The organism is Legionella sp. 227, assembly GCF_043161935.1.
In the GTDB taxonomy this organism is placed as follows: domain Bacteria; phylum Pseudomonadota; class Gammaproteobacteria; order Legionellales; family Legionellaceae; genus Legionella; species Legionella sheltonii.
The window spans coordinates 900,445-926,453 of the sequence record NZ_CP171154.1 but is presented as its reverse complement, the minus strand read 5'-3'; the positions used below and the strand labels follow the sequence as shown (position 1 = coordinate 926,453).

The window sequence follows — 26,009 nt, the reverse complement described above, 5'->3', positions numbered from 1 at the left end:
CTAGCAGCTTTGAAAAGCCACCGAGTCATTACTCTAACCTGATGGCAAAGTATATCTTATCGGGTTTTAAGATCTGATCCCATGGATAATATAAATGGCAGAGCCAACATACCCGGTCCGGTTTTTGTTCCTTCAACTTATTTTTATGGGGCCCGGGTTACTCCAACACGTGTCATAAGACAGTTTTCCAGAAATAGATACCTTCAATACCCAGATCAAAAATTACGTTTTTATGAACCGATCAATGGGGCTGTATGTTGGACCGACATGGTAGGAAGAAAAGTAGATGGTATTCCTATAGAGTGCAACATGAGTGATATGTACCATTTGATTTAATAGTTTTAAATTTGCTATCAACAAGGTATTATTGCCGCTATTTTAATCACCATGGCAATTACAATGACAATACTGGCTGTTTGTGGACCTATAGGTAGTGATTTTAAAGGGCTCAGTGAGCGATGTTATTCTTTATTAAATCAAGAGACCACCCTGCTCATTGATAGTTCTAGCTTTGATTCTATGGAGCTGCTCTTGGCCGCAGTTGAGAATGCACCGCACGATGTTATTGTTTTTGGGCCTGATATTTTTTTAGAAGAAAAATTACGAGCAAAATTTGATATCAAGGTTTTTGTGGAAATGGATTCAGATCTGTGTTTGAGCAACTATTTAAAAGCATTTAAATCATGTGCGGTGAAACTAGAACAAGATTTGAATAATTATTTTAGTCTCATTCAGCCCTTGAATGAAAAAATAAGATTATCGGCCAAATTTGCGAACCTACGTCGTCCACAAGCAAGTTCGGATGATAAATTAATTGACTTGCTCGTGGATGGAAAAGGTAAGACTCTAAATAAACACCAAATTGCGCTACCTAGAGATATGTTTTGGAAACCAGCATCTCAGCATCAACCAACTGATTCCAAAGATATGGTTGATTCAGTTGCGCCTGCAAAATCAGAATTTTAACTGGGATCATTAACCACGAAACTCTTATAATCCACAAGTCTCGGCGCTCAATATTCTGATGTATAATATACAGTATAAGAAGGATTTATAGCATCTGCTAAACGATAGGAGATTCTGATTATGGACGTGGATATTTTATATATAGAAGATGATATTTTTGATATTGAAGCGATGCAACATGTATTTGCCAAAATGGAAAAAAAGGTGAATATTGCTATAGCCAAGGATGGGAAACAAGCACTGGATATGTTGTATGGACGTCATGGCAAGCAAAAAATTAACCCGAAGGTGATATTGCTTGATCTCAACTTACCCAAGATGAATGGTATCGATTTTTTGAAGGAAGTAAGAAAAACGTTTGATTTTGAAAAAGTGAAAGTTTTTTTACTTACCGGTGAATATACGACTAAAGAAAAAATTGCTAAAAGTGAGTTACATGTGTCAGGCTGCATTATCAAACCCTTGCAATATACCGATGCACTCAACATTGCATGGTGTCTTTCTGCCACCGAAGAAATATCGAAGCTACTGTTTATGCAGTAATTGCAACGATACCAGTACGATTTAAATTCACTGATCTCGTAATATCCAGCTCATTCTAAAAAATAATGGGATACACCTAGGCTCAAACAATAGATTTTATTCCTCGAAATCCGAAATAATACTTGGTTTGACGCTATATTGTTGTATCGACGGAATTTTTTTACAGAGACCGCTTTCCTCTTTTGACCCCTTGCTTTAAAATTCCTTTGTGGATGCAAAGAATAACAATAATTTGCCAACCTGGAAGGTAAAAATTATTTTATTATGTTAGACCGCGCAAATGAGGAACTCTATGGGGTATACATTCAAAAGATTTTATCTTGCAATGATCTTAGTCGTTGTAAGTCCTATTCTTTCCGCAAAGGCAATTATCGATGCCGACGTACTTCAAAAGTTTAAATATCCTAAAGGTTCAAAGCAGGCTACATTATCACTTCTGGTTTTCTTGCATAATCAATTGGAAAAAGAATCGTTTATCGAAGAAATTAAAAAAATTCCGGATGTAAATATACAAGATTTAGGGTTTATGCCTGCAGTCGCACTACAAGTTCCAAAGGATCGCAACATACTCTATCAAATTGCTCATTTAGACGCAGCGGCACAAATTTCTTCACATACCGCAGCCTCACCGGAGTTGGATGTCAATGCCCAAGTTTTAAAATTGGCACCTTCATCTTTTTATCCGAATGTAAATAATTGGTGGGCGCATGGTTATACTGGCCAAAAAGGAATTGTTGGCATAATCGACACTGGGGTAGATCCTTTGCATCCGTCTTTATCCAACAAAAAATTAATAGTGCAGCAAGATGTAGGTTCTGGGTATTCAAATCATCTTAATGGCGTAAAAGAACCCCATGCAACAGGAGTAGCCTGTATTTATGCGAGTAACCATGAAAAATACAAAGGCATGTCTTATGGAGCATCTACCATCATTTCTGGGTTAGCTGGAGAGGAAACCCCGGATCCAACAAGTATTATGCGTACTATGGAAACTTTAGATTGGATGGTGAACCGTTCTGAAATTAAGCCCACTATCATTAATTACAGTATGGGAAATGGTCGACTGGATTTAAATTGTCCTGCTTGTCCTGAATGGAGCGGGCTCGCAAAAGTCATAGACTATGTAGTGAATACCCAAAAAATCCTCTGGGTAAAATCAGCGGGAAATGCTGGATATATAGAGCCAGCACATCAATATACTTTTGCCTCTACGCTAACCGTCCCTGGTGATAATTACAATGGACTTACAATTGCCAATATGAATACCGTGGTTACCGAAAATGATTCGGTTATTGTTAAAACCGCAGATAGAAGCAAACATCGTATAAGGGAAACCAGCAGCCGAGGGCCTACGCCATTTGGAAGACGTAAACCTGATTTAACCGCCCCAGGTCATGATACCTTTACATGCGCTCCTGATCCTAAAGTTTATGGCTTTGTCTATTCGAATGCGATGAAGTATAAAGATGGATACCGCCTCATGGGTGGCACCAGTTCTGCAGCACCGCATGTAGGTGCGTCTGCATTGTTATTACAGGATGCAGGAATTACAAATCCTATGGCCATCAAAGCGTTACTTATTAACAGCGCAGACACCTGGACCGATGCCGGTACAGCAGACTCTGGACATACTAAAATCATGGGCTCCGCGTGGAATAGAACCTACGGCTGGGGGTATCTCAACATGGAAAAAGCATTTCAACAGAAAAATAATATTATAGAAAGTGAGTTAACAGTAGAAAAACCAATATGGGAATATGAGACCATCCTTAAAAGAGGGCAAAAGGTTACCCTAGTCCATGAACGACGTGTGGGTTACACTGACGAAGGAAATGAGTGGAAGTTGAGTCATTTGGCATTAACTCTTATTGATTTAGAACACCAAAAAGTGATTGATAGCGACAACAGTCCTATCGATACGGTACATCAAGTTGCCAATTGTAAACGTGAACCGCAAGAAACAAAATGTTCTGAGGAAAGTAAGACAATGCGAGTTTTAGTTCGAGTGCAATTATTAAATAATTTCATCGAAGGCAGTTCCAATGAGCCTTTTGCTATTGTGGTTCCTCCGAATGAGAATTCCGTTAAAAACGCAGAAAAATAATGGTCTATGAATTTTAGTAGAGGTTTAGTGAACCTCAAAGAATGGTCGGGCCAAGGCCCGACCTAAGTGTTATTGGTGGTTTCGAATCGTTAGAAGAGGCAGCATACCTCATAGCATCAGATGAACTTGCAGTCGTTCCCTATACAGTAACACAGCCTGCTTGCATTAGGACAAGTCCAAGGAGGCAAGTACTAAGAAGAGTTGTCCGGTTCATTATTACTCCATATAAACCATTCTCGATTAGCTAATTATAGGTGACCCACACGTCAATGTATCAATCTAAAGCACCCTAAGTCGGGATCCATTATTGTATGAGCATGGTGCTCAATCATGGATGAACTCCCGCCCTCGCGGGAATGACACCATTCACTTTTTGCTTAACTTGACCGCTATGGAGGTATATAGCCAGGCATCTTCCCCTTAGGTCCAAATGATCGTTACAATAACTGCATGTGCTATAATTGTACATATCATCTGGAATTATAAGAAGTTTTTATGCCCCAATTTAATGAAATGAGGGATGAAACTAAAGTAAGTATAGTTAATGATTTGATTAAAAAAATAAAATTGACGCTTCCTTCTGCTGGTCTTCAACTTAGGACGCTTGATGATATTGAAAAAATCGCACCCTTTTTATCTCGATTAGAAATCATAGATAGATTGGAATCTTTGAAAAACAACGTCCCCAAACCAGATCAAAATTTACTCCTCATACTCCTCATACAAGAAGCGATAAGACACCTAAGCAGAGATAAATCACTTTTTGAAAATAGTAATGCTAAAGGTCTTGCGGCTTTATCGGTCGTGTTGCAAGAAACAACAGGATATACCAGTAGAGAGAAATTAATGAGTAGGCTGGTTGACGAGACAGCTGCGATGCTAAAAAAGGATTTACTTAAGTTACCTGAACAGTTTAATGAACCTTACCAAAAACACATAGAAGATTCTATACGGCTTATCATCCATCACTCGAAGAGTGAACCAGAGGGATTAGAAAAATGTAGGATCATTCTTTCTGATGTTTTGCAGTCGTTACACATTCGAAAAGATCATGCCCAATATGAAGAATTGATGAGTTTTGTCAATAAGCTAATGAATCAAGTAAACATTCAAATAGACGATCAAGAATACACAATTGATTTCAATCAACCATTAACTGACAATGACAAAGAAATGATCAAGAAGACTATTGAGCAGTCAAAAAAAAGAAATCCAGATGACATTGAAGATGTAAAAATAAGAAAGAATGAAATTTTTTTCGTTCAAACGCCGCATGGCATTTCAAAATGTTCATTATCACATTCAGTTTTACCCGAGCAAGGCAAGAAAAATACTAAATATGAAGTAGTCGGTTTACGTTTGGGAATGGGAGGAGCAGGGACGGTTAAGTTTATTCTTAAAACCCTTAAAATAAGTGGTGATAAATTAATCGAGAAAGAACGCAATGAAGATAATGCAAAAGTTGTTAAAGCAGTGTCGATTCAAAGTGATAGTCTTGGACTTAAAACTCGTGAGCAGGTTGTACGTGTTACTGAGGAAGAAGCGAATTTAAATAGCAAATTTATTGAGGGAAATAAAAATGTAACGCATAGAGAGAGAAAGGAGTCTAAAAAGTCTACTTCGTATCACAAGTCTTATCTTTTTATGCCCTACATAAAAGGACAGCCCATCTCGAAATTTACACCGGATGGCAAATCGCCTCAACAATTATTTGATCTAATTAACAATCTCGTTCAGGCTGTAGCAAAAATGCATGCTACAGGTTGGGCTCATTTAGATCTTAATGCAAAGAATATATTATTCGATAGCAAAACGGACGAAGTGTATTTAATTGATTTTGGCACCGCAAGACGTTTGGGGCATAAGTCGAGGTTAGGGGGAGTGAGTCCATCTATATTCCCCATAGATTTGCTCAGTGCTTTTAGTAAGCAAATCGAGGTAATGATTGACGATAAAATTGACGTATATTCGGTCGGGTGCATCATCTCGATACTGCTACAAAAGATAGAAAAATTGGCAAGCCCAACGTTTTCTCCCGAACTGGATATGGGACTTAGGTCTTTAGTCAACAAGATGGTTTTACGATCTTCTGACGATAGGCCTAGTATGGATGAAGTGATTTCGACTCTGAATCACTTAAAGAAGGCGTTCTTGGAAGAAGAGAGCAAAATTGATGTTACCCCCCCCATGAAGTGATTAAGGCGTCACTGAGCGCATAATTGGATTTTGCAGGGAGATAAGGGTTTCGGTGGATTGCACCTCCTCAATAAGCTGAATTTTATTCACCAAAAGTTGCTGTAAGGTATCAATTGACTGGCACATGACTTTAATAAAAATATTAAAATGATGACCAATAGTGTAATAAGCCTCAAGGACTTCTTCTAGAGCTTCTAACTTTTTCAGGACGGATTGGTAATCTTTCGCATGATTCAGAGTAATCCCGATAAAACAACAGACATCATACCCCAGCCGTTTGGGGTTAATGTGCACATGCACCCCTTCAATAATACCTGCTTGCCGCATTTTTTCAACGCGAACATGAATTGTAGCCGGACTTACAGCATAAGCTTTAGCTAATTCTGCATAAGCAGTACGTGCATTTTTTATTAATGCATGGAGTATTTTCTTGTCAAGATCATCGATTTGATAATTTTCCAGGTCTTTCATAGGTTATTTTTATATATTATTTAATTTATTTGCTATTTTATTAAAAATTATTTTGTATATCTATACATATTTTAATTTGATAATAAAAATAATAGAAAAATACAATATAATGTTAACTTAATTTTATTGTGGGGTAGTTGAATGAAACAGGCATATATTGAAAAACAAAAACAAATAAGTTTTGTGAAATCTTTTTTTTCTCGTGAACTTGAACAACGGTTAGGCCTTGTGGAAGTGCAAGCACCATTATTGGCTTGTGTAGGCGATGGCGTGCAAGATAATTTGTCAGGTACAGAACAAGCAGTTTCAGTCAAGGTTAAAGCCATACCGGATCGTACTTATGAAATCGTTCATTCCTTAGCTAAATGGAAAAGAAAGTTACTGGGAGAATTCGCCTTTCCAACTGGAGAAGGCATCTATACCCATATGATTGCTTTAAGACCTGACGAAGAGGTATTAACTGCGACTCATTCTGTATTGGTGGATCAATGGGATTGGGAGCGTGTTATCGATACTAAAGACCGTGGCTTGAATTATTTAAAACAAACGGTCATCGAGCTCTATGATGCCATAAAAAAAACGGAAAAAACCGTCAGTGATCTTTATGGTTTAACTCCATTTTTACCCTCATACATTCATTTTATGTATACAGAAGAATTACTTGCTCTATATCCTAATCTATCTCCTAAAGAGAGAGAGCGGGCTATTACCAAAAAATATGGTGCTGTTTTTTTAATTGGAATTGGTGGTTCTTTATCAGATGGAAAACCGCATGATGTTCGTGCTCCAGATTATGACGATTGGAGCTCAGTAAATGAGGTGGGATTTACAGGCTTAAATGGAGACATTCTGGTATGGAACCCAATCATCGATGATGTTTTTGAAATTTCTTCTATGGGTATCCGAGTGAATGAAGCCATATTGAAATATCAATTGGCATTAACAGGTCATCAACATCGTTTGGATTATGATTGGCATCAGCGATTGATTGCGGGCTCTTTGCCGCAAACAATTGGTGGTGGCATAGGGCAATCGCGTTTGGTGATGCTTCTGTTGCAAAAAAAGCATATTGGGCAAGTTCAATGTGGTGTTTGGCCTGATGAATGCATTGCAATTGGAGACATGCGAACATGTTGATCATCGCAGGGGTGAAGGGAAGCGCCTAAGCTAAAATCAACAGGTCACTTCAATCCACTTATCAGATTTTGTGTTCCATAGGTTGGTCTACTGTATTTTCTGGCATGATTTAATAAGCTCAGAACCATTTGAGTGGTTTACTAGATATTGATTTCTTCCCATTATATATTAATGAATAGGGGCAATTGAGAAAATGGTCATCCATGAAACTTATAATTAATAAAAAAAATAGTGCAGAATCAATCACTCTCGATCTGCAATCATCAACAGCAGTGAATGAATTGATGTTTATTCTTTATGCTCGTAGGAGTAACAATTACGAACAGTGTTCTTTTAGTGAATATCAAAAATTTATTTCGGTGTATCAGTGTGTTCTGTATGCGGATCGATTTAAAAATAAATTACTACCTGACACTCATTTAAGTGACTATCAGCTTGAGGATCCCTGTCATTTGATCTGGGAAGAGTTCCCTGAGGAGCAGTGCCTATTAGTTCCTCATGACGATATAGATAGACGGTTTCTTTTTTGGAATCCCAGTACCAATACAAGTAGAGCGAACATTAAAAAAGAGTCTTTCTCGGACGATAATAAGCAGCATTTGCCACCCAATGCCCCTTAAATGGGTATACGATAAAGACACCATTTCTAGGTTTGATCACCACCTGAAATGGTGAAGCGCGCTTTAAAAGTCTGCCGAAGGCTCCATGCGCCGTCAACAGAGTTGAAATAAGCTCTCTTGTGAGCCTGGCTTGGGTGAATGAAGAGCTTGCTTAGGTTCTGCAGGTGCAAATACATTTTTAACGTAAGGTCCTATATCTTGAGGTTCCCCCATATGTGTTAAATCTTTTTTAGGTTGAGGGGGAAAACCTAATGCAGACAAAGGATTAAAGGTTTTCTCTCTAGGCGTTTCTAAATCGAGTGTGGTCCCTTTATTGGTTTCAGCCAATACAACTTCCTGTTGTTTAAACCGGTACAAATTGGTTAACACAATAGCCGATTCAAGCACCATCATTGCAACACCGAGGATGGGATTCAGCGCAAAACCAATGGCCACAAACAATCCTGCTGCCACTAAAGTAATGACTGAGTTATAAGTTAAGCTCACAAACAAATTTTGGGCAATATTTTGTTTTGTTTTTGCTGCTACATCAAATGCAGTGGCGATAGGAAATAATACGCCCTGGTGAATGACGATACCTGCTTTTTGTTGGATGATCTTATCACCAATACGTGATTTAACTGCAATGGCGAGATCAGCGTATGCAAAGGCTTCCAGATCATTGGTGGCATCACCTATCATCGCCACTTTATATCCTTTGCGTTTTAGCTCTTGGATGTAATTTTTTTTAGGCTTTTCATTAGGCTTAGTGGCGGTACCTACAGTATTTGCACTAATATTTTGGGGGGAAATACCCAGTAATGCAGCATATTTTTCTGCGGTGTCTTGATCTGCTCCGGTACAAATATGTACTGTTTTTCCCAGCTCTTTTAATTGTTCTACCGTCGCAAAAGCGTCTTCACGTAGAGGGTCAAATAAAGAAATTTGGCCTATAACTTGGGTCCCGCGCACAATATAAACAGAACCCTTTTTTGGATCATTATAAGGTTCATTAATCGTTCTAATTCCATTCGCAAGCAGCATCTCTTTATTGCCTACCATGAATGTTTCGCCATCAATGTCGCCTTTTATGCCAGAATGATAACTTTTATCAACGGAGGTTATTTTTAACTGCTGATCTGTAACAACGCCTTGGCCTGCTATGTAAGACTTAATGGTTGATGCCATCGGATGATCGGACTGGCTTTCTAATAATGCGAGGTGGTGTAAAAATTTTTTATCGTCAATTTTTAGTGATTGCACCACACTTTTGCCTTGGGTAAGGGTGCCATTTAAATCAAAAACAACGGTATCTATATCAGCTGCTGCTTGCAGATCTTTTCCGTTGTTAAACTGAATTCCGTTTTCAGAGGCTTTTTTCATGCCGATTTTAACTGCCATGGGTGTAATCAAACTCAAAGCGCAGGGACATGCACTGACAAGAACGGAGATCACACATTGAATAGCCAGTGCAGGGTTAACCAGAGTACCTATGACAATACCCGAAACAAGAGCGACCAGGAGTAAACCAGGAACAAAATATTTCACGACTTGATTTGCAAATAGCTCGACAGGGGCTTTCTCATCATTTGCTTTATCAATATTTTCTGCGATTAATGACAGGTAGGATTTTTGATAGGTTGTTGTAACGCGCATTTCCAACGAAGGAATATGATCGGCTAAGCGCATGCCTGCTTTCACCTCATCCCCAGGCTTGAACTCCTTAAGCTCGGGAGAGCCATCAATTCGAGTCGTATAAAGCAATGCTTTCTGCGTTAATATTCCATCAACCGGAATCACCTCTCCTTTTTTAATGATGATCTTATCGTTAGGAATTAAATTTCGGACCGAAATTTCCTTATTGGGTTTACCCTTTAATAGGACTAATGAAGGCAAACAATCACGAACATCTAATTTTTTTTCAATTGCACCGACTAAGGTATGTTCAATTCCTTCACCTAAATGCCAAAACCCCAAAACTAATGGAGCCGCCTCGAACATCATTGGGAGTCCTGGAATAAACAGGCTTGCAAGCGACACCGCGACGATAGTTAAAGTGCTGATCGTGTATAAAGCAGTGGTATCCCATTTCTTTTCAAGTAATGAATACCATGCTGATTTATATACATTATATCCCAAATATAAGGTCATTAAAGTGGTAAGGCCAGTGATAAGAATATAGGCTGTTAGAGGAATATTAAAACTGGCAATAGAAAGAGCGAGCAGACCTATTCCCCAAATCAAACCTAATGCAGCTTTAAGCCAATGATTTTCATGACCATCCTCATCGGAATGACCGTGACCATGACTGTGGCTGTGACCATGACTGTGGCTGTGACCATGACTATGGCTGTGACCATGACTATGGCCGTGTTCATGACTAAGGTCATGACCCTGACCATGGTCGTGAAAATGGTCTAGAGACTTTACATGAGAACCCTCATCGGCATGCTCATGCGGTTTACGTTTTTTTCGCTTCTTTTTAAGATGTTCAGAATGTACCGGTTGAGATGGAGAAACAGGATTTTCATGTGGTGTTTCCTCATCATACCAAAGGGTTTCATTCTCGAGCAATTCGGTTAATGCAATCCCTTTTTCCATTAAACGCTCAGCTATGGTTGTTTGTAAAACCTGGGTATCTGGGGATTTACATAATAAGCTGATACTTGGGTTAGGATCAGTCAAATCGATTGCTACCCGTATTAACTTCAGGTTGTGGGTATCATGCAAAATTTGTTCGATGTGTGCTGCAGTTTGTTCTTGGGCGAAAAGTTGGGCGTCACCTGAAAGGCGGAATCTATAATAATTAAGATGCATGGTTTCCTCCATTTATAGGACATATAGATGTTAATGAGGGGTAACTATCCACTTTTTGTAAAAGCCCACTGGTAGAGAGCTTTCCTGACTTTATCAGTTGTACGTCAATATTAATTTCAGACATATCATGACCATTACAGTACTTTTTAAACCTAACGATTCGATTTTGAGTCTGGTGCAGCAAAGAATTTTCTGCTAAAAAATCGCCAGAATAGTGACTGCTAAACATTCTAATATCAAAAAAGTGTTACATTGTAACATTATCTTGCCAAAGAACAAGACACTTTTAATGATTTTTAAACCAAAACAACTTTTACAATTAATTTAATTCTTTTTTTAAAATAAGGTCGGTTTACATCAACGCTCACTTCAGACAAGAGATCTCCCACGTAAAACGGTATTACAGTGTAGAATCCCATCACTGTGTCCGATTTTGACCTTGTTTATGAACAAGAGAGTAGAATGGTAAACAGACACTAAGGACTGTGGTATAATAGAATATTCGAGCACTTTAAATAAAAATGATTGATGAAATGCACTTTGTTGGACAAGGCCTATAAGCATTGTATAAAACATGGCTACCGATTTACGGAGCCAAGAGAGCGTGTCCTCAAAATATTAGCGGATGCGAGAAAACCTCTTGGTGCATATGAAATTCTGCAAAGATTATCCCAACAAATTGAAAATCCAAAACCACCTACAGTTTATCGTGCGATTCAATTTTGGCATCAAGAAGGGTTTATCCATTGTATTGATAGCCTTAAATCCTATGTTGCTTGTTTGCATGGACATCATGTGGGGCAGGCGCAATTTCTCATTTGCAATCAATGTGATTTCGTCAAAGAATTAGAATGCATTATTGATTTCGCCGCGGTTACAGAATTTGCAAATTCAATTGAGTTTTCAATAATCAATTGTACTGTAGAAATTAAAGGGCTGTGTGAGCAGTGTAGGCGGAACAATCTAAAATCCGAGAAGTTGATCTAAGAAATGACAGACAACTTCAATCATGAAAGTGATTTAAAGATAGGGTAGTTCTGTTTGCGCCGCACCTGTGCTTTCAGTTTCTATTGGACTGCTGCAATCTTGTTGTGAGGATTTCATGATGGATTTTTCCGGTGTCTTTAGAAAAAATGAAATCATGGTTCCATGCTTTGATTTTCCGGAATTCCGGCTGCTTGCTACAGCAGCACTGGGTTGAGGAGCTGGTTTAGGGTGATAAGAGCCTATAATCTGCAAAGCCGTTTGATTATCATGTTCCTTAGCGATGTCGTAAGCTGATTTTTCATGGGTATTAGTGAGTTCGGCGTTGGCCCCTGCTGCTAAAAGCATTTGAAAGAGTGCGGGCTTCTTTTGTGTGTAGGATGATTTGCAGGCTAACATTAAGGGAGTCATCCCTTTGGCGTTTGTCGGGTTCACTTCAATACGATCATCTCGAAGTAGCAGTTTCACAATCGCTTCATTACCATATTTACAAGCAATTCCAAGTGGGTAATTTCCAGCATGATCGCAAGATTGGTTGATGTTGATTGTAGGAATATTTTTGAGTTGATTCATAATGTCTGATCGATTGCATGCTGCTGCATAAAAGAGCGCATGTTCTAATTCGGATTGACTGATTACAGGAGATTTTTTATGTAAGTGCAGTAGTTCTCGCACGGTATTGCGATCATCATTTTGCACGGCCAGAGCGAGAGCTCCATAACCACGACAATTGGTGATTAGGGGGTTTTTGGAGTGGACAGGGTATAATGAACCAAGCCCCCGGATATGTTCAGTTAATCTTCGCTGACCTGTTTTCGCAATGAAAGAACAATGAACTATTAAATGCTTGCTGGTTTCAAAAAGGGATTGATACAAAATGGGGACCAGTTCTTCACTCGTTAAAAGTTGATAGGGGTATTCCTCAGTTTGTTCATACATGTGATTGATATCCAAAAATAACCAAGTATTGTCTTTATGCTTTTTAAAGCCAACCGTATGTTCTTCGCTGCTGCATACCACCACGACTTGATTTTTAGCGTTGAGGAGCACATTAAGTTGATGAAAAAATTCGTTAACCTCTTTGGGGGATGCGAAGCCCATTGTTTTACTAAAAAGATTTTTAACGGTATTTTGCTTTCTACTCAGGTTCAACTGAATCATCTTGTAGATGATATCGATGTCGGACTGCTGGATTGATTGGGCATAAATTTCAGCGTAATCATCGGGAGATTGAGCCAGGCAGACGGCTTCAAGAAAGGGCTTTATTTCATTGAGTTTTCGCTCTTTTTTGGTTAATGACAGACTTGCTTTTATTTTTTCGGTAATTGTATGTAAGGTATGGGGTAAGGTTGCCTTTTCTTTTTTAATTAAGTTAAGTCGATTATAAAATTGATAATCTAACCCTAGAGCTGCTTCCTGTGCCCAGGTTAATGTAAAACCATGGCATACACCATCGCCATGTTCATAATTAAATTTATCAAAAAGAGTTAATAAATCTTCATGCTCTAAAGCATTACGTTTTGATGTAAAGTAGGATAAGGACGGAATTATTTGATTAAATGATATCAACTTAAGTTTCAATACAATCATTAGACTGATTAAGAGAAACAAATAAAGGACGTATATCATTATACTTGCCAGTTAATTCCCTTTAGTAAAATCAAAACATAATCACTAAACGAAAGCAACTGCATCCCATCGCATCGACTGGAGCATTCGAAATAATGGGCTATTTTTTATAATAAGTTCCATTGGCATAGACATTATGTCCAAAACCACAATCAAAATCAGCACCTTCTTGTTTTACAGACACCATTCCTGGTTTGATGAAGGTTATTGTAATGGTACATTGGCCAAATTCAGATGAAGAGTAAATTGCCGTATCCCCTTTAATACGGGCTATGCCGGATAATTCTCCAGTATTGGCTTGAAGCGCTCCATTGGCCATATAAGGGTATATTAACTGAAAAGAAATTTTAATTTTTCCACCACCCAATGCATCGACAGTGAGCGTATTGGTAACATCATTATGAGGGGCAGGAAAATGCATAATGAAGGTACCATTCACTTCTTCTTTAGAGACACTGTCCCTGTGCGTTTCAGTAAAACCAAAGGTTGAGTAGGTGAAGAGTAGACTGCATAAGATACTTTTAATAATCCAATGGTTCATGATGTTTGAGCTAATATTGGTATTGATTTCTTAAAGCTATCATGAATGTACCCTTAAAACCACCCCATTCAAGAAGACATCATTCAGTTACATTTTGTCTCAGAAAGTTAATGGTTTCATCAACGACTATATCTTTGTCGTTATCTGCTGTAACAATATGATAACTGTTAGTTAAAATGACTTTTTTCTTAGTCTTAGATTGAATCTTTTTTTCTAGAAATCGTACATTTCGAACACTTGCCGTTTCATCTTCAGCGGCATGGATCATCAGTATGGGACAATTGATATTCGCTAAATGTCGTTTCACGTTTTTGTTTAATCGCTGTGCCTCATAGAGCCGGTAATAGGATATTTTTGAGCCACCTGTAATGGAGTATCGATTTTCCTGCATTTCATCTTCAATCATTTTTCTTGTTTCTTCATTTTTAATGCCATAGGGTGCCTTTTCTTTATAATAAAAAAAATATTTCAGCGGCGTGTGATAAATAATCGGCGATAAAAAGGAATACCAGGGCACGGCCCAACCATCATAAAAAAAGGAGGGGGAAAGAATGATCAACGATTTAACCTGTGAGGGAAACAATGCAGCAAGTTTCAGACTGAGAATAGAACCAACGCATAACCCTCCAACTGAAACGGTTTTATATTTTTTTTTCATGCGCTGAAAATAGCGAGCTATTGATTCTATCCATTCTTCATGAGGGACATTCGTGTTTTTATCTTTAAGATAGGCATAGCCATCAATATGAGGAATTTCAATGCTATAACCTTGTTGATTGAGATTTCTGGCTAAATACATTAATTCAAGCGGCGTACCACTAAGCCCATATAATAATAAGACGGCATGTTCTCCGCCCTCAAAATGGATATCCTGAGGCAAATTTTTAGCGGGGAACGATTGTGCAATCGGTTTTTTAAATTGCAGTTGCTCTAAAAGATAATGACTCAGCGATGCAATGTGATCGTTTTCAAAAAATACCTCATTCGTTAGAGTAATCGTATCTCCTAAAAGCTTTTGCAGCGTGTTTTTGAATTCAATGAACATTACAGAGTCGAGGCCCAGTTCCAAAAAACGACGAGTTGGATCAATCACCGTCTCTTGAGGTAAATGCGCTATGTCTTTAACGAGCTGTTGCAGATAATTTTGCAAAAGTTGTGGGCGTTTATCCTCTGGCGTATCTTCAAGAATGGACATCAGTTGATTTTCCAATTTTTGATAAGACAAATTATTTTCTTTTAAATCATCTGTTGCACAATAGGAGAATAAAGGGGTAATTTTATTTTCCTCTATGAGTTCTTTGCATTTGATTCGCTGTAATTTACCACTTGTGGTCTTAGGAATTGATTTGGGAGGTACTAATAGGATTTGTTTTGCTGCAAGATGAATTTCCTGGGCGAGCATTTGATTGATCTTAGTGGTCATTTCAGGATAGGAGTGCGGCTCAGTATTTGCTTTTACCTCAGCGACAATAACTACTCCTTCTTCATCATTAAATTGATTGGCATAGGCAACAACGCAGCTTTTGCGAATTGAGGGATCGGCATGAGCAACAGCTAATTCAATATCATGGGGATAATAATTTTGGCCACGAATAATGATCATATTTTTTATTCGCCCACATACATACAGCTCATTCTGATATAAAAAACCAAGATCACCTGTCCGCAGATAATGCCCTTGATCTGGGTTATTTTTTAGACGCGCATGAAATGCTTTCTCTGTTTCATCTGGGTTATTGTAATAACCTTTTGCTACAGACCGACTTTGTACCCAAATTTCACCAATTTCTAAGGACGCACATTCGTTCTGATCAACGGGATTCACTATTTTTAAAGGCATTCGTGGTGTTCCGGAACTGACAAGAACCGTTTTTTCTGTTTCGATCTCACATGCCTCAACAAGATTATGTTTTAATTTTTTCTTATTGACTGAAAAGGTTATATCGTCAGTCAAACATGATTTACCAGATACCATCAGTGTAGACTCAGCCAAGCCATAACAGGGTAAGAAGACATTTCGTTTGAGGCCTGCTTTAGCAAAAGTATTATAAAATAGTTCCATTGTTTTATAGTGAATTGGCTCTGCCCCATTGGCCGCAGTAAGTAAACAACTTAAATCCAGCTGATTCAGCAAGTCTTCAGGAGTTTTTAACGCACATAACTCATAAGCAAAATTAGGTCCCCCGGTGAGATTGCAACGGTATTTGGAGATTCCCTCAACCCAACGAGCAGGGCGCTGAATAAAGTCTAAGGTTGGTAATATAATAGAGGTTCCACCAGCATAAGTTGGTTGGATAATTCCCGCAATTAGCCCCATATCATGATAAGGGGGGAGCCAGGAGTAGGTAATTACGTCTTCAGAGTTCTTTTCAGAATTTTGACACATTTCTTTAATAATGCTGGAGTTATGCATAAGATTAGCATGAGTAACTAAAACACCTTTGGGATCAGAAGTAGATCCAGAAGTATATTGAATGAATGCGACATCGTTTTCTGCACAGGGATAGACAATTTCTGATGGTGGATTTACTTCATGCGATGGGTCAATAAATAAGGTATTAAGAGGTGTATCTTTCAGTTGATTAAATAAATGTTCATGGATACTTGATACCCTTAGAAACGGCTTTAATAAATGTGGCATAAACTGATTGGACTTTTGATCTATATGCAGCATGTGTGACGTTTTTTTATCAAATAAAATTAATTGAGCTTCTACATTATTAATAATATGTAAAAATCGATTTATCATCATTTTATTGAGAGGGGGGATCAATGGGACTGCTATCGTTCCTGTAGCGAGACACGCATAAAAGCCCACAATAAAATCCAAACCAGGTTGCGCACAAAGTATTACTCGGTCTTGGGGGTTGGTTCTTTGCTGGATTTGGTACCCCAAATGAAATACCTGGCGACACAACTCATCGTAGGTTATGTAACCCGACTCGCTGTCCTTATTGATAAATCGATAGGCAACTTTTTGAGGATTTTTATTTTTATGCTCAATAATTTGATGGAAAATTGTGTGAAATGAATACAACGAAGAGTACATTTTTAATACAACCTGTGTAAATACCAAGCCTAATTATTAGAGAGTATAGTAGATAAAACAAAAAAACATCGTTTGATGAGTAATTTTTTACTGCACTGCAGCAAATAGGGCTCATTTAGCATGTACAAGAAAATCCCGCATTATGAGTAACTCATACGGGTTATTCTTAAAAGACTTGAGAAAATAGTTATAAATTAGTGGGAAACGCTGGGCGTTTGCACATTCTTTAATAAGCGTGATTCGGAAGGATTTGTTAGCGACCCACGATGCAATGAAGGGGAGTTCTCTTGTAAACCTTGTTCCAGAAAAACAAATGTTTCAGAATTAATCCAAAAAGGACTCCACGCCAGCATACCTTTAGGAGTAATTCTCATGGTCTTCCCTGATGCAAGCTCAAGTGTCCAAATGGCCGGCGGAGGTTCATCCCAGTTTTTCCTGTGGATGTTTTCATCCATATCTACGTCCATAATCAATGTTTTTCCATTGGGAGAGACGTGAATACGGGAGCCACTGCTCATCATGCCGTGAGGAATTATTGCATTGAGTGGCCATTTTTTTATTAGATTACCTTCAAAATCCATCCAATAAATTGTTTCAATATCATGACTGAGAAAAGATTTTCCATCTGCAGCCCACGCAGGGCTGTATTCATCTTCAGTATTCTTGATGATGCGATAACCACTGCCATCGATATTGATTAAGGCCAGATGCCAATGACTGCCTACAAATGTATTGAACAGTAATTTTTTACTATCAGGCGACCATACCGGATTGAAATTATTTGCAGAAGGCATATTGTTCAATTGGGTTACCTTACCGGATGCAAGCTCTACTACAGCAAGGTAACGGTTTCCTGATGGGCTATTATACATTACATTGTAGGCAATATATTTCCCGTCAGGAGAAATTTCTGGGATGTAACCCTGGGTTACTTTTTGGGCTTGACTGCCATCAAGGCAGGCAGTCCAAATGGAACCATTACGTTCAAAAGCAATCATCGGTTGTGCTTGAACAACGGCACAATAGACTAAGGCAAACAGGAACAAATGAATTCTCATAAGAAGTAAATGTCCTTTAAAAATAGAAACAAAAGAGAGTTAATTATTTTGACTGACAAGGCTATTGAGGTCAAATTTCCCTTTAACGCCATCCACCATAGTCGTTTGTTCCATATTCTTCACCACCGACATTCTGGGGAATGGAGTTTTTATTGCCTGCACAAGAACCAAGGAATAAGACAACGCTTCCTAAATAAAAAATGATGATCATTTTTCTAAACAATTGATATGTACTCATTATACATTCCTTGTTGATTGATAACCGACCCTGTCCATTTACATAATCTCGTGCTTACCCGAAAATGATCAGTCATTTGGCTAAGCATAGGGCTCATTATTTTAAAATGTGAATGTTGCCGAACAGAGTTTATAAGAAGAAAGTAGCTGATACAACTTTTGGGAGTGCATAAGTCTAGCAAATAATATATGCGGATAATTTCCCTTCTCTCCATTGGGGAGAAGCCGTCTAAGGGAGGATGAGGGATTGACGCCTTACTTTGCAAAAGGAATTTCTTTTTGCCTTGATCACACTTTATAGTGAAAGGGTCTATTAAAATTTCAAGGGTAAACCTCAGTGCGATTTATTCTTACTTACCATCTATTTATTCACCATATACGGTGATAACATCAGCAGCGATTAAGTAACGCTAAGGAAAGTGATACTATGAATGAAGGAGTTAATTCATTTGTTTTTTTTGTTGCCTTGATTGCCGGATTCGGTGGCTTTTTATTTGGTTTTGATTCCAGTGTGATTGCCGATGTGAAGGATCAGGTCATGGTCCAATTATCTCTCTCAGAATGGCAATGGTCTGAGGTGGTGAGTATCAGTTTACTCGGTTGCGTTTTGGGTATTCCTTTCAGCGGACTCTTTGCGGATAAACTCAGTCGGCGTTATCTGTTAAAAACAGTTGCTTTGGGTTTTATTTTTGGAACCCTTCTTTGCGCACTGACGCATGATCTCACGCTTTTATTAATGGGGCGATTCATCATCGGCATTTGTATTGGCATTGCTTCTTATATTGCACCATTATTTATCGCCGAAATCGCTCCACCAAATCGCAGAGGAACTTTAATATTAATAAATGGCTTAGCGATTACTTTTGGTCAGGCTATCGCCTATTTAATTGGCTATTTCTTTCATGATTACTCTGCAAACAGCTGGCGATTTTTATTTGCTATGGGCACTATTCCTGCCTTGGTTTTATTTGTAGGAATGCATTTTGTTCCTCATTCACCGCGTTGGCTCATGAAAAAATATGGCATCGATAAGGCAATGCATGCCTTAAAAAGGATTCGTCCTGCGGGTTATAACGTTCAAAAAGAAATTGATGAAATTCAGCGAAACTTAACTACGGTTCAGCCCAAATTTAATCTTTTAATTAAGCCACCCATTATTTTTGTTCTTTCAGTAGGAATCGCTTTGGGAATATTTCAACAATTTTCAGGGATAAATGCGGTGATGTATTACGGGCCGGTGATCTTTGAATCAGCCGGATTTTATCCGATTTCCAATGCGATTTTAGCTACTTTTTGCATGGGGGTTGTTAATTTTTTATTTACATTATTGACTTTATTCTATGTTGATAAACTAGGTCGACGTTTTTTATTGTTAGCCGGTACGCTTATTGCGGCACTGAGTCTTTTTGCGGTTGGCTTGTTATTTAATATGGAAGTGCCGAGTCAAAAATTTTGGATTTTGGGTGCTTTATCAATCTATGTGATGGGTTATTGCATTAGTGTTGGTTCTTTATTCTGGGTCCTGATCTCTGAAATTTATCCTGTATCTGTCCGTGGTTTAGCGATGAGTATTGCCACGGTGGTGCAATGGGGGGCTAATTTTGTAGTCTCGATCTCCTTCTTAGCAATTTACCAAAATTTAGGCGTACTTACTTTTGTTTTATTTGGTTCATTATGCTTTGCGGCTTTTTTCTTTATTTATTATTTTGTACCCGAGACAACGGGAACTTCCCTGGAGGAAATAGAAAAAAATTTGTTGGCGGGTAAGAAAATCAGAGATATAGGTCAAGAATTATCGGGAATAAAAACAAACGAATTTGAATTAGTGAGAGATTAGAAATGGACAGTACAAATCTACAAAGAATGTGTCGTATAGGAATCATTGGTGCGGGACGAATCGGTAAATTGCACGCCGAAAATATCAAATATCATTTGCCTCAATTTGAGTTACAAGCGATAGCTGATCCTTATCTGAATAAAGCATGGGCGGATAAATTGTCTATTACCGGTCAATATACTCAATTTGAGGAAGTGCTTGCGCATCCCAATTTAGATGCCATTTTGATTGCTTCCCCATCGAATTTACATGTGGAACAGATTAAAGCAGTAAGCGAAGCGGGCAAGGCTATTTTCTGTGAAAAACCAATTGGCTTGCATGAAGAAGAAATTTTGGAGGTACTAAAAACAATTCAGGCGAACAATACGTTACTACAACTTGGCTTTAACCGTCGATTTGACCCCAGTTTTTCCCATTTACAAAGACAAGTACAAGCAGGTGAAATTGGTGCAGTGCATCTTGTTAAAATTACTTCTCGCGATCCGGTTTGTCCTACTAAAGAATATTGTGCAACCTCAGGCGGCCTGTTTCTGGATATGACCATCCATGATTTTGATATGGCACGTTTTCTGACTCAATCCGAAGTCGTTGAAGTGTATGCGACGGGTGCTGTGCTGATTAATCCTGATTTTGAAGCATTGGACGATATCGATACAGCAATTATCCAAATGCGTTTTGCTAATGGGGCATTAGGAGTAATTGATAACAGTCGTCAGGCCGTTTATGGATATGATCAACGGATTGAGGTATTTGGCAAAGAAGGGATGCTAATAGCAAATAATCATTTGAAGCATTCGGTGATGCATTACGCCAATGCAGTCACAGAGCAAGCGAATCCTGAATACTTTTTTCTAGAACGCTATCATCAAGCTTTTAGGGCAGAATTAGATTCTTTCTACAATGCCTGGCTTCATAACAGCCCAAGTCCAGTTTCTGGAAGGGATGGTTTACAGGCTTTGCGTATTGCACAAGCAGCGAAACAATCTTTAGTGACAAAATTGCCTGTTTCTTTGAGTTGAGGACCTATGACTTATCCACCATTTTATTATGATGTGAAAAGACCTGTTGATTTGATTTGTATGGGACGTGTGGCTGTTGATCTGTATGCAGAGCAAATTGGTGTATCCCTCGGTGAGGCACAGAGTTTTAGAAAATATTTAGGCGGTTGCGCAGGAAATATTGCTGTAGGCGTAGCACGTCTTGGGTTGAAGTGCATGATGTTTTCTTGTGTTGGCCAGGATGAGATGGGGCGATTTTTAAAACATGAATTAGAACTTGAGGGTGTCAATACTGATTTGCTCTATGAAACCGAAAATCATTTGACTGGACTCGTCTTGCTGGGCATTAAGCCCCCTAATGAATTTCCCTTAATGTTTTATCGTACTGATTGCGCCGACATGCAAATTAAATCGACGCACATTAACAAAGACATATTACAACAAGCCAAAGCCATTTTAATCACCGGCACAGGATTATCGACAGATGCCATGTTGCACACTACAGAAGAAGTGATTCAGCTTGCAAGACACACGGAAACTGCCGTAGTGCTCGATCTGGATTACCGTCCCGTGCTTTGGGGCTTGACCGCGCGTGGGAATGGAGAAACGCGATACTGCTCGAGTCAGAAAGTAAGTAAAACCTACCAAGGCATCGTGCCTTTTTGTGATTTAATCGTCGGTACTGAAGAGGAAATTTGTATCGCGGGCGGGAGTGATGAGGTTCATACGGCGCTTAAGAACATCAGAGCATTGACTCAGGCTCCTGTAGTGCTCAAGCGAGGTGAAAAAGGGGCTGAGGTATATTTTGCGGGCAACAGCCAACCTTTATCCTCTAAACCATTTCCTGTTGAAGTCCTTAATGTATTGGGAGCCGGCGATGGATTCATGGCGGGTCTCTTATCTGCGTTGTTACAAGGAGGATCTTGGGAGCTCGCTACGACTCATGCAAATGCCAGTGGCGCTTTAGTCGTTACCCGTCATGGTTGTGCTCCAGCCATACCCTATAAAGAAGAATTAGACTATTTTATTCAACATTTTGATGCACAGCCGCAGATTTGGAACAGTGCTTATTTGAGTCAATTACATCAAAAAAACGTGGCGCGTAATCCACAGATTTTGATTAAAAACCCACAAGGTTTTGCTCGGGGAGCGAATGCAATTGTTACTATGGATCCCCTCTCCGATAGCGGTATGAATTTTAGCTCGCTTAAATTAGATGCTGGACAAAAATATTTATTTAATGAGCAGTACGAGTTTGCGGCATTGTTAATGATTGGAAAAGTCGTATTTCATTATGCACATCAAAGCCAACATGCGGAGCGTTACGATTATTTTTCTCAAGAACCTATTGTTTTACATTGCCCTTCAGGCCAAATTGCCTCGGTTGAAGCCTTGAGCGATTGTGAGATTTTGTTGATTGAAACTGAGAATGACGCTTCCTTTGCTCCTTTATTATTTAACCACGCGAATCTTTTAGAATTGGATAATCGCGGAAAAGATATTTTGGAGGACAGCTCTTACCGCATTGTGAGGACAGTATTTGATAAGCGCAATAGACCCGAGTCTAATTTAGTGGTGGGCGAAATCATTACGTTCCAAGGACGTTGGTCAAGTTATCCCTCCCATTATCATGACCAACCTGAAATCTACCATTACCGTTTTTCTGAACCTCAAGGCTATGCATTTGGGGAGAATGGGAAAGAGATCTTGCGCATCGAGAATTATGATACCTATCACATTGCAAAGGGGCAGAGTCATGCTCACTGTGCGGCGCCAGGATATGCGCTTTATACTCTTTGGTTTATACGGCATTTAAAGGACAACCCCTATACGATACCGACTTTTGTTAAAGAGCATGAATGGACGAGAACCAGTAAAGCGAATAATCGGGTATGGAAGGAAGAGGGTAATGTTCGGAAAAATAAATAATACGAAAGGATGTTTATGAAAATTCGATTAACAATGGCTCAGGCTTTATTACGGTTTTTAGCGAATCAATATGTAGTCATGGACAGTAAAGAACATCAATTTGTCGCAGGGGTATTTGGAATTTTTGGTCATGGTAATGTCACGGGTTTAGGTGAGGCTCTTGAATACGATAATTATGGTTTGACTTATTACCAAGGCCATAATGAACAAGGAATGGCTCATGCTGCTACCGCTTATGCAAAACAAAAAAACAGATTAAGTATTTTTGCCTGTACCTCATCTATAGGACCGGGGGCGACCAATATGATTACGGCTGCGGCAACAGCAACTACGAACAGAATTCCTTTGCTGTTGCTTCCAGGCGATACATTCAGCTGCAGACAGCCAGATCCCGTATTACAGCAACTTGAAGTGGCCTACGATTACACCCTATCGGTAAATGATTGTTTCAAACCCGTCAGTAAATATTGGGACCGGATTGCTCGGCCGGAGCAATTGATGACGGCATGCCTCAACGCGATGAGGGTTTTAACTGATCCTGCTGAAACGGGTACAGTCACCCTATGTCTGCCACAAGATGTGCAATCCGAGGCATACGATTATGAGGCCTCTTTTTTTAACAAACGGTTTTGGCATATTGATAGAGAATCCGTTAGTGAGCGCGCCCTTGAAGAAGCAAGCCAACTGCTTCTAAAAGCAAAAAAACCACTCATTATTGCAGGAGGAGGGGTGCATTATTCATTGGCTACCCAGGTTTTAGCGCAATTTGCAGCACATCACAAAATTCCAGTCGCGGAAACCCAGGCTGGAAAAAGTGCATTGCCAGCGAGTCATCCCATGAATGTGGGGGGAATAGGCGTCACTGGCTCGGAAGTAGCGAATATTCTTGCTGCGCAAGCGGACGTTATTTTAGTGATTGGCTCACGGCTACAAGATTTTACTACCGCATCCAAATGGGGTTTTAAAAATGAAGAGAGCCGTATCATTCATCTAAATATCTCGCGCTTTGATGCGATCAAAATGAATGGTTTGATGTTAAAGGGCGATGCGAAAACAGGTTTAGAGCAAATAGGGAAGAAATTAGCAAGTTATCAAACATCTAAAGAATATCAGCAAGGCGTACAACACTATCAGAACGAATGGCAACAGGAATTAAAACGTATTGCTGCCGTGACTGATGCTGAGCAACAGGGGTTATCGCAAACCAAAGTGCTTGGACTGTTAAACGAGATGGTAACGGAAGAGGATGTGATTATCTGCGCAGCAGGTAGTTTGCCTGGTGACTTGCATCGTCTTTGGAAATCCAAAAAACCCAAAGATTATCATCTGGAATATGCCTATTCTTGTATGGGTTATGAAGTCGCTGCAGGTTTAGGCGTGCGGTTGGCGCAAGCCAACAATACGGGTGAGGTTTACGTATTCGTAGGCGATGGGAGTTTTGTGATGATGCATTCAGAGTTGCTAACCAGCATTCAAGAACATCAAAAAATGACGATCATTCTTTTTAATAATCATGGTTTTCAATGCATTAGAAACTTACAGGAAAGTCAGGGCAGTCAAGGTTTTGGTAATGAGTTTCGCTATCGGGAAGAACAAACCCATCAATTGTCTGGAGAATATCTACCGATTGATTTTTGTAAGTACGCCGAGGGGTTAGGGGCGAAAACCTTTTTTGTAGATTCTTACGAGCAATTGGCTGGGGCTATGGATGCGGCACGTCATGAAAAACATTCTTCAGTGATCGTCTTACCCATATTACCTAAAACAATGAGTCATGGTTATCAAACCTGGTGGCGTGTAGGTGTTGCCGAGGTATCTAATTCTGTAGAAGTAACCAATGCGCATCAAGCAATGCGCGAACAGTTGAAACAAGTGAGAGAATATTAAGGAAATTATTTATGCACATTAAACTGGGAATTGCACCAATAAATTGGTGCAATGATGATGATCCTGAATTAGGTAAAGAGATTAGTTTTGAACAAAGCATTAAGGAAATGTCAGAAGCAGGCTATGTGGGTACTGAATTAGGGAATAAATACCCGCGCGATGTGTCCATTTTAAAAAAAGCATTAGCTGAGCGTGGATTACATTTATCAAGTGCGTGGTTCAGTACCTTTTTTACTGAGCCAGGACAATATGAACCTACGTTATCACGCTTTATGGACCATTTAAGTTTTATGAGAGCGATGGGTGCATCGTTTATCAATGTATGTGAATGTGGGCATGCGATTCAAGGAACAGAACTTCCTATCCTAAGTCCACATAAACCTGAATTTAGTGAGCAGCAGTGGGAACAGCTGATTCAAGGATTACATGCTCTGGGTCGTATTGCCCATGATTTTAATATGCACCTTGTTTATCACTATCATGCAGGAACAGGGGTTTTTTATGAGCATGAAATTGATTATTTAATGGAAAATACCAGCCCCCAATTGATCTCGTTATTACTGGATACCGGACATGCGGCATTTGCTGATATTGATTCCCTTGCTCTAATCAATAAATACCATGAGCGTATTTTATATGTTCATTTAAAGGATATTCGCGCGGACGTGCTGAATAAAGTGAAGCACGAACACATGAACTTTATGGATGCCGTACGTGCAGGCGTATTCACTGTTCCAGGCGATGGAGCTCTTGAATTTGCTCCCATCTTTAAAATGATGCAAAAATACCAATACTCTGGTTGGATGATTGTAGAGGCAGAGCAAGATCCCGCTAAAGCGCCCCCCCTTCAGTATGCTAAAAAAGCTTTTGATTTTTTGCAACCGTATATGAAGTAGCAGCACATTGTATTTCGGGGGCTGTATCAGCCCTCTGGGGTTTCGCTGGTCTACTCCTAGCTTGTATCGACACATTTGATGTTCTCTAAGCACACCGAAGCGCCGCAAATACTAAATCCTTAACTATACTT

At 39.2% G+C, this 26,009-nt stretch carries 20 protein-coding genes; 13 read left to right on the top strand and 7 right to left on the bottom strand.

The window, feature by feature from the left end:
* Nucleotides 1–81: 81 nt before the first annotated feature.
* From ACF8MK_RS03980 to ACF8MK_RS03960, 5 genes are all read left to right on the top strand, one after another.
* Nucleotides 82–336 (top strand): hypothetical protein, encoded by a 255-nt coding sequence (locus ACF8MK_RS03980; RefSeq protein WP_392538270.1) that lies wholly within the window; start codon nt 82–84, stop codon nt 334–336.
* A gap of 63 nt (nt 337–399) precedes the next feature.
* Nucleotides 400–966, top strand: coding sequence for a uridine kinase (locus tag ACF8MK_RS03975; RefSeq protein WP_392538269.1), 567 nt, complete (start codon nt 400–402; stop codon nt 964–966).
* Between the two features lie 120 nt (nt 967–1,086).
* Nucleotides 1,087–1,509 (top strand): response regulator, encoded by a 423-nt coding sequence (locus ACF8MK_RS03970; protein WP_392538268.1) that lies wholly within the window; start codon nt 1,087–1,089, stop codon nt 1,507–1,509.
* 292 nt (nt 1,510–1,801) lie between these two features.
* The gene (locus tag ACF8MK_RS03965; RefSeq protein ID WP_392538267.1) at nt 1,802–3,613 is read left to right on the top strand and encodes a S8 family serine peptidase; all 1,812 of its coding nucleotides are present in this window, start codon (nt 1,802–1,804) and stop codon (nt 3,611–3,613) included.
* Nucleotides 3,614–4,108: 495 nt separating this feature from the next.
* Nucleotides 4,109–5,809, top strand: coding sequence for a lipopolysaccharide kinase InaA family protein (locus tag ACF8MK_RS03960; RefSeq protein ID WP_392538266.1), 1,701 nt, complete (start codon nt 4,109–4,111; stop codon nt 5,807–5,809).
* Here ACF8MK_RS03960 and asnC read toward each other — a convergent pair whose 3' ends face one another.
* The gene (asnC, locus tag ACF8MK_RS03955) at nt 5,810–6,280 is read right to left on the bottom strand and encodes a transcriptional regulator AsnC (protein WP_392538265.1); all 471 of its coding nucleotides are present in this window, start codon (nt 6,278–6,280) and stop codon (nt 5,810–5,812) included.
* A gap of 141 nt (nt 6,281–6,421) precedes the next feature.
* Here asnC and asnA point away from each other — a divergent pair, with 141 nt between their 5' ends.
* Together asnA and ACF8MK_RS03945 are read left to right on the top strand one after the other, a co-directional pair.
* Entirely contained in the window at nt 6,422–7,417 is a 996-nt protein-coding gene (gene asnA / locus ACF8MK_RS03950; RefSeq protein WP_392538264.1) for an aspartate--ammonia ligase, read from the top strand.
* A gap of 203 nt (nt 7,418–7,620) precedes the next feature.
* Nucleotides 7,621–8,037, top strand: coding sequence for a hypothetical protein (locus ACF8MK_RS03945; protein WP_392538263.1), 417 nt, complete (start codon nt 7,621–7,623; stop codon nt 8,035–8,037).
* A gap of 93 nt (nt 8,038–8,130) precedes the next feature.
* Here the strand turns inward: ACF8MK_RS03945 and ACF8MK_RS03940 are convergent, their stop codons facing one another.
* Complete coding sequence (locus ACF8MK_RS03940; protein WP_392538262.1) at nt 8,131–10,833, bottom strand: heavy metal translocating P-type ATPase; 2,703 nt, start codon at nt 10,831–10,833, stop codon at nt 8,131–8,133.
* A 528-nt stretch (nt 10,834–11,361) separates the two neighbouring features.
* Between ACF8MK_RS03940 and ACF8MK_RS03935 the strand changes: the two genes are divergently transcribed.
* Nucleotides 11,362–11,820, top strand: a complete 459-nt coding sequence (locus tag ACF8MK_RS03935) for a Fur family transcriptional regulator (RefSeq protein WP_392538261.1) — start codon at nt 11,362–11,364, stop codon at nt 11,818–11,820.
* A gap of 33 nt (nt 11,821–11,853) precedes the next feature.
* Here the strand turns inward: ACF8MK_RS03935 and ankG are convergent, their stop codons facing one another.
* The 5 genes from ankG to ACF8MK_RS03910 form a co-directional block, all read right to left on the bottom strand.
* A complete protein-coding gene (gene ankG / locus ACF8MK_RS03930; protein ID WP_392538260.1) occupies nt 11,854–13,407 on the bottom strand; it encodes a Dot/Icm T4SS effector AnkG/AnkZ/LegA7 in 1,554 nt (517 codons plus the stop codon).
* Nucleotides 13,408–13,546: 139 nt separating this feature from the next.
* Nucleotides 13,547–13,987, bottom strand: coding sequence for a hypothetical protein (locus ACF8MK_RS03925; RefSeq protein WP_265701929.1), 441 nt, complete (start codon nt 13,985–13,987; stop codon nt 13,547–13,549).
* Between the two features lie 79 nt (nt 13,988–14,066).
* On the bottom strand, nt 14,067–17,036 hold the full coding sequence (locus ACF8MK_RS03920; RefSeq protein WP_392538259.1) for an alpha/beta fold hydrolase: 2,970 nt from the start codon (nt 17,034–17,036) through the stop codon (nt 14,067–14,069).
* Between the two features lie 194 nt (nt 17,037–17,230).
* Nucleotides 17,231–18,094, bottom strand: coding sequence for a translocation protein TolB (locus ACF8MK_RS03915; protein WP_392538258.1), 864 nt, complete (start codon nt 18,092–18,094; stop codon nt 17,231–17,233).
* An 82-nt stretch (nt 18,095–18,176) separates the two neighbouring features.
* Entirely contained in the window at nt 18,177–18,332 is a 156-nt protein-coding gene (locus ACF8MK_RS03910; protein ID WP_265701932.1) for a hypothetical protein, read from the bottom strand.
* Between the two features lie 426 nt (nt 18,333–18,758).
* On the opposite strand from ACF8MK_RS03910, the gene ACF8MK_RS03905 reads away from it, so the two are divergent.
* From ACF8MK_RS03905 to iolE, 5 genes are read left to right on the top strand one after another with little or no spacing between them, the layout of a single operon-like run.
* Nucleotides 18,759–20,168: a sugar porter family MFS transporter gene (locus tag ACF8MK_RS03905; protein WP_392538257.1), complete on the top strand. Its 1,410-nt coding sequence runs from the start codon at nt 18,759–18,761 to the stop codon at nt 20,166–20,168.
* 2 nt (nt 20,169–20,170) lie between these two features.
* Nucleotides 20,171–21,187, top strand: a complete 1,017-nt coding sequence (gene iolG, locus ACF8MK_RS03900; RefSeq protein ID WP_392538256.1) for an inositol 2-dehydrogenase — start codon at nt 20,171–20,173, stop codon at nt 21,185–21,187.
* Nucleotides 21,188–21,193: 6 nt separating this feature from the next.
* Nucleotides 21,194–23,095, top strand: a complete 1,902-nt coding sequence (gene iolC / locus ACF8MK_RS03895; protein WP_392538255.1) for a 5-dehydro-2-deoxygluconokinase — start codon at nt 21,194–21,196, stop codon at nt 23,093–23,095.
* A 15-nt stretch (nt 23,096–23,110) separates the two neighbouring features.
* Nucleotides 23,111–24,982 carry a 3D-(3,5/4)-trihydroxycyclohexane-1,2-dione acylhydrolase (decyclizing) gene (iolD, locus tag ACF8MK_RS03890; RefSeq protein ID WP_392538254.1) on the top strand — a complete coding sequence of 624 codons (1,872 nt, stop codon included), beginning with the start codon at nt 23,111–23,113 and terminating at the stop codon, nt 24,980–24,982.
* Nucleotides 24,983–24,993: 11 nt separating this feature from the next.
* The gene (iolE, locus tag ACF8MK_RS03885; RefSeq protein WP_392538253.1) at nt 24,994–25,878 is read left to right on the top strand and encodes a myo-inosose-2 dehydratase; all 885 of its coding nucleotides are present in this window, start codon (nt 24,994–24,996) and stop codon (nt 25,876–25,878) included.
* The last annotated feature ends 131 nt before the right edge of the window (nt 25,879–26,009 follow it).

Coding starts and splice junctions, on each gene's coding strand:
- ACF8MK_RS03980 (WP_392538270.1), top strand. CDS start 82: ATGGATAATATAAATGGCAGAGCCAACATACCCGGTCCGGTTTTTGTT.
- iolC (WP_392538255.1), top strand. CDS start 21,194: ATGACTTATCCACCATTTTATTATGATGTGAAAAGACCTGTTGATTTG.
- ACF8MK_RS03970 (WP_392538268.1), top strand. CDS start 1,087: ATGGACGTGGATATTTTATATATAGAAGATGATATTTTTGATATTGAA.
- ACF8MK_RS03940 (WP_392538262.1), bottom strand. CDS start 10,833: ATGCATCTTAATTATTATAGATTCCGCCTTTCAGGTGACGCCCAACTT.
- asnC (WP_392538265.1), bottom strand. CDS start 6,280: ATGAAAGACCTGGAAAATTATCAAATCGATGATCTTGACAAGAAAATA.
- asnA (WP_392538264.1), top strand. CDS start 6,422: ATGAAACAGGCATATATTGAAAAACAAAAACAAATAAGTTTTGTGAAA.
- ACF8MK_RS03910 (WP_265701932.1), bottom strand. CDS start 18,332: ATGAGTACATATCAATTGTTTAGAAAAATGATCATCATTTTTTATTTA.
- ACF8MK_RS03920 (WP_392538259.1), bottom strand. CDS start 17,036: ATGTACTCTTCGTTGTATTCATTTCACACAATTTTCCATCAAATTATT.
- iolG (WP_392538256.1), top strand. CDS start 20,171: ATGGACAGTACAAATCTACAAAGAATGTGTCGTATAGGAATCATTGGT.
- ankG (WP_392538260.1), bottom strand. CDS start 13,407: ATGATTGTATTGAAACTTAAGTTGATATCATTTAATCAAATAATTCCG.
- ACF8MK_RS03935 (WP_392538261.1), top strand. CDS start 11,362: ATGAAATGCACTTTGTTGGACAAGGCCTATAAGCATTGTATAAAACAT.
- ACF8MK_RS03965 (WP_392538267.1), top strand. CDS start 1,802: ATGGGGTATACATTCAAAAGATTTTATCTTGCAATGATCTTAGTCGTT.
- ACF8MK_RS03915 (WP_392538258.1), bottom strand. CDS start 18,094: ATGAGAATTCATTTGTTCCTGTTTGCCTTAGTCTATTGTGCCGTTGTT.
- ACF8MK_RS03975 (WP_392538269.1), top strand. CDS start 400: ATGACAATACTGGCTGTTTGTGGACCTATAGGTAGTGATTTTAAAGGG.
- ACF8MK_RS03960 (WP_392538266.1), top strand. CDS start 4,109: ATGCCCCAATTTAATGAAATGAGGGATGAAACTAAAGTAAGTATAGTT.
- ACF8MK_RS03925 (WP_265701929.1), bottom strand. CDS start 13,987: ATGAACCATTGGATTATTAAAAGTATCTTATGCAGTCTACTCTTCACC.
- iolD (WP_392538254.1), top strand. CDS start 23,111: ATGAAAATTCGATTAACAATGGCTCAGGCTTTATTACGGTTTTTAGCG.
- ACF8MK_RS03905 (WP_392538257.1), top strand. CDS start 18,759: ATGAATGAAGGAGTTAATTCATTTGTTTTTTTTGTTGCCTTGATTGCC.
- ACF8MK_RS03945 (WP_392538263.1), top strand. CDS start 7,621: ATGAAACTTATAATTAATAAAAAAAATAGTGCAGAATCAATCACTCTC.
- iolE (WP_392538253.1), top strand. CDS start 24,994: ATGCACATTAAACTGGGAATTGCACCAATAAATTGGTGCAATGATGAT.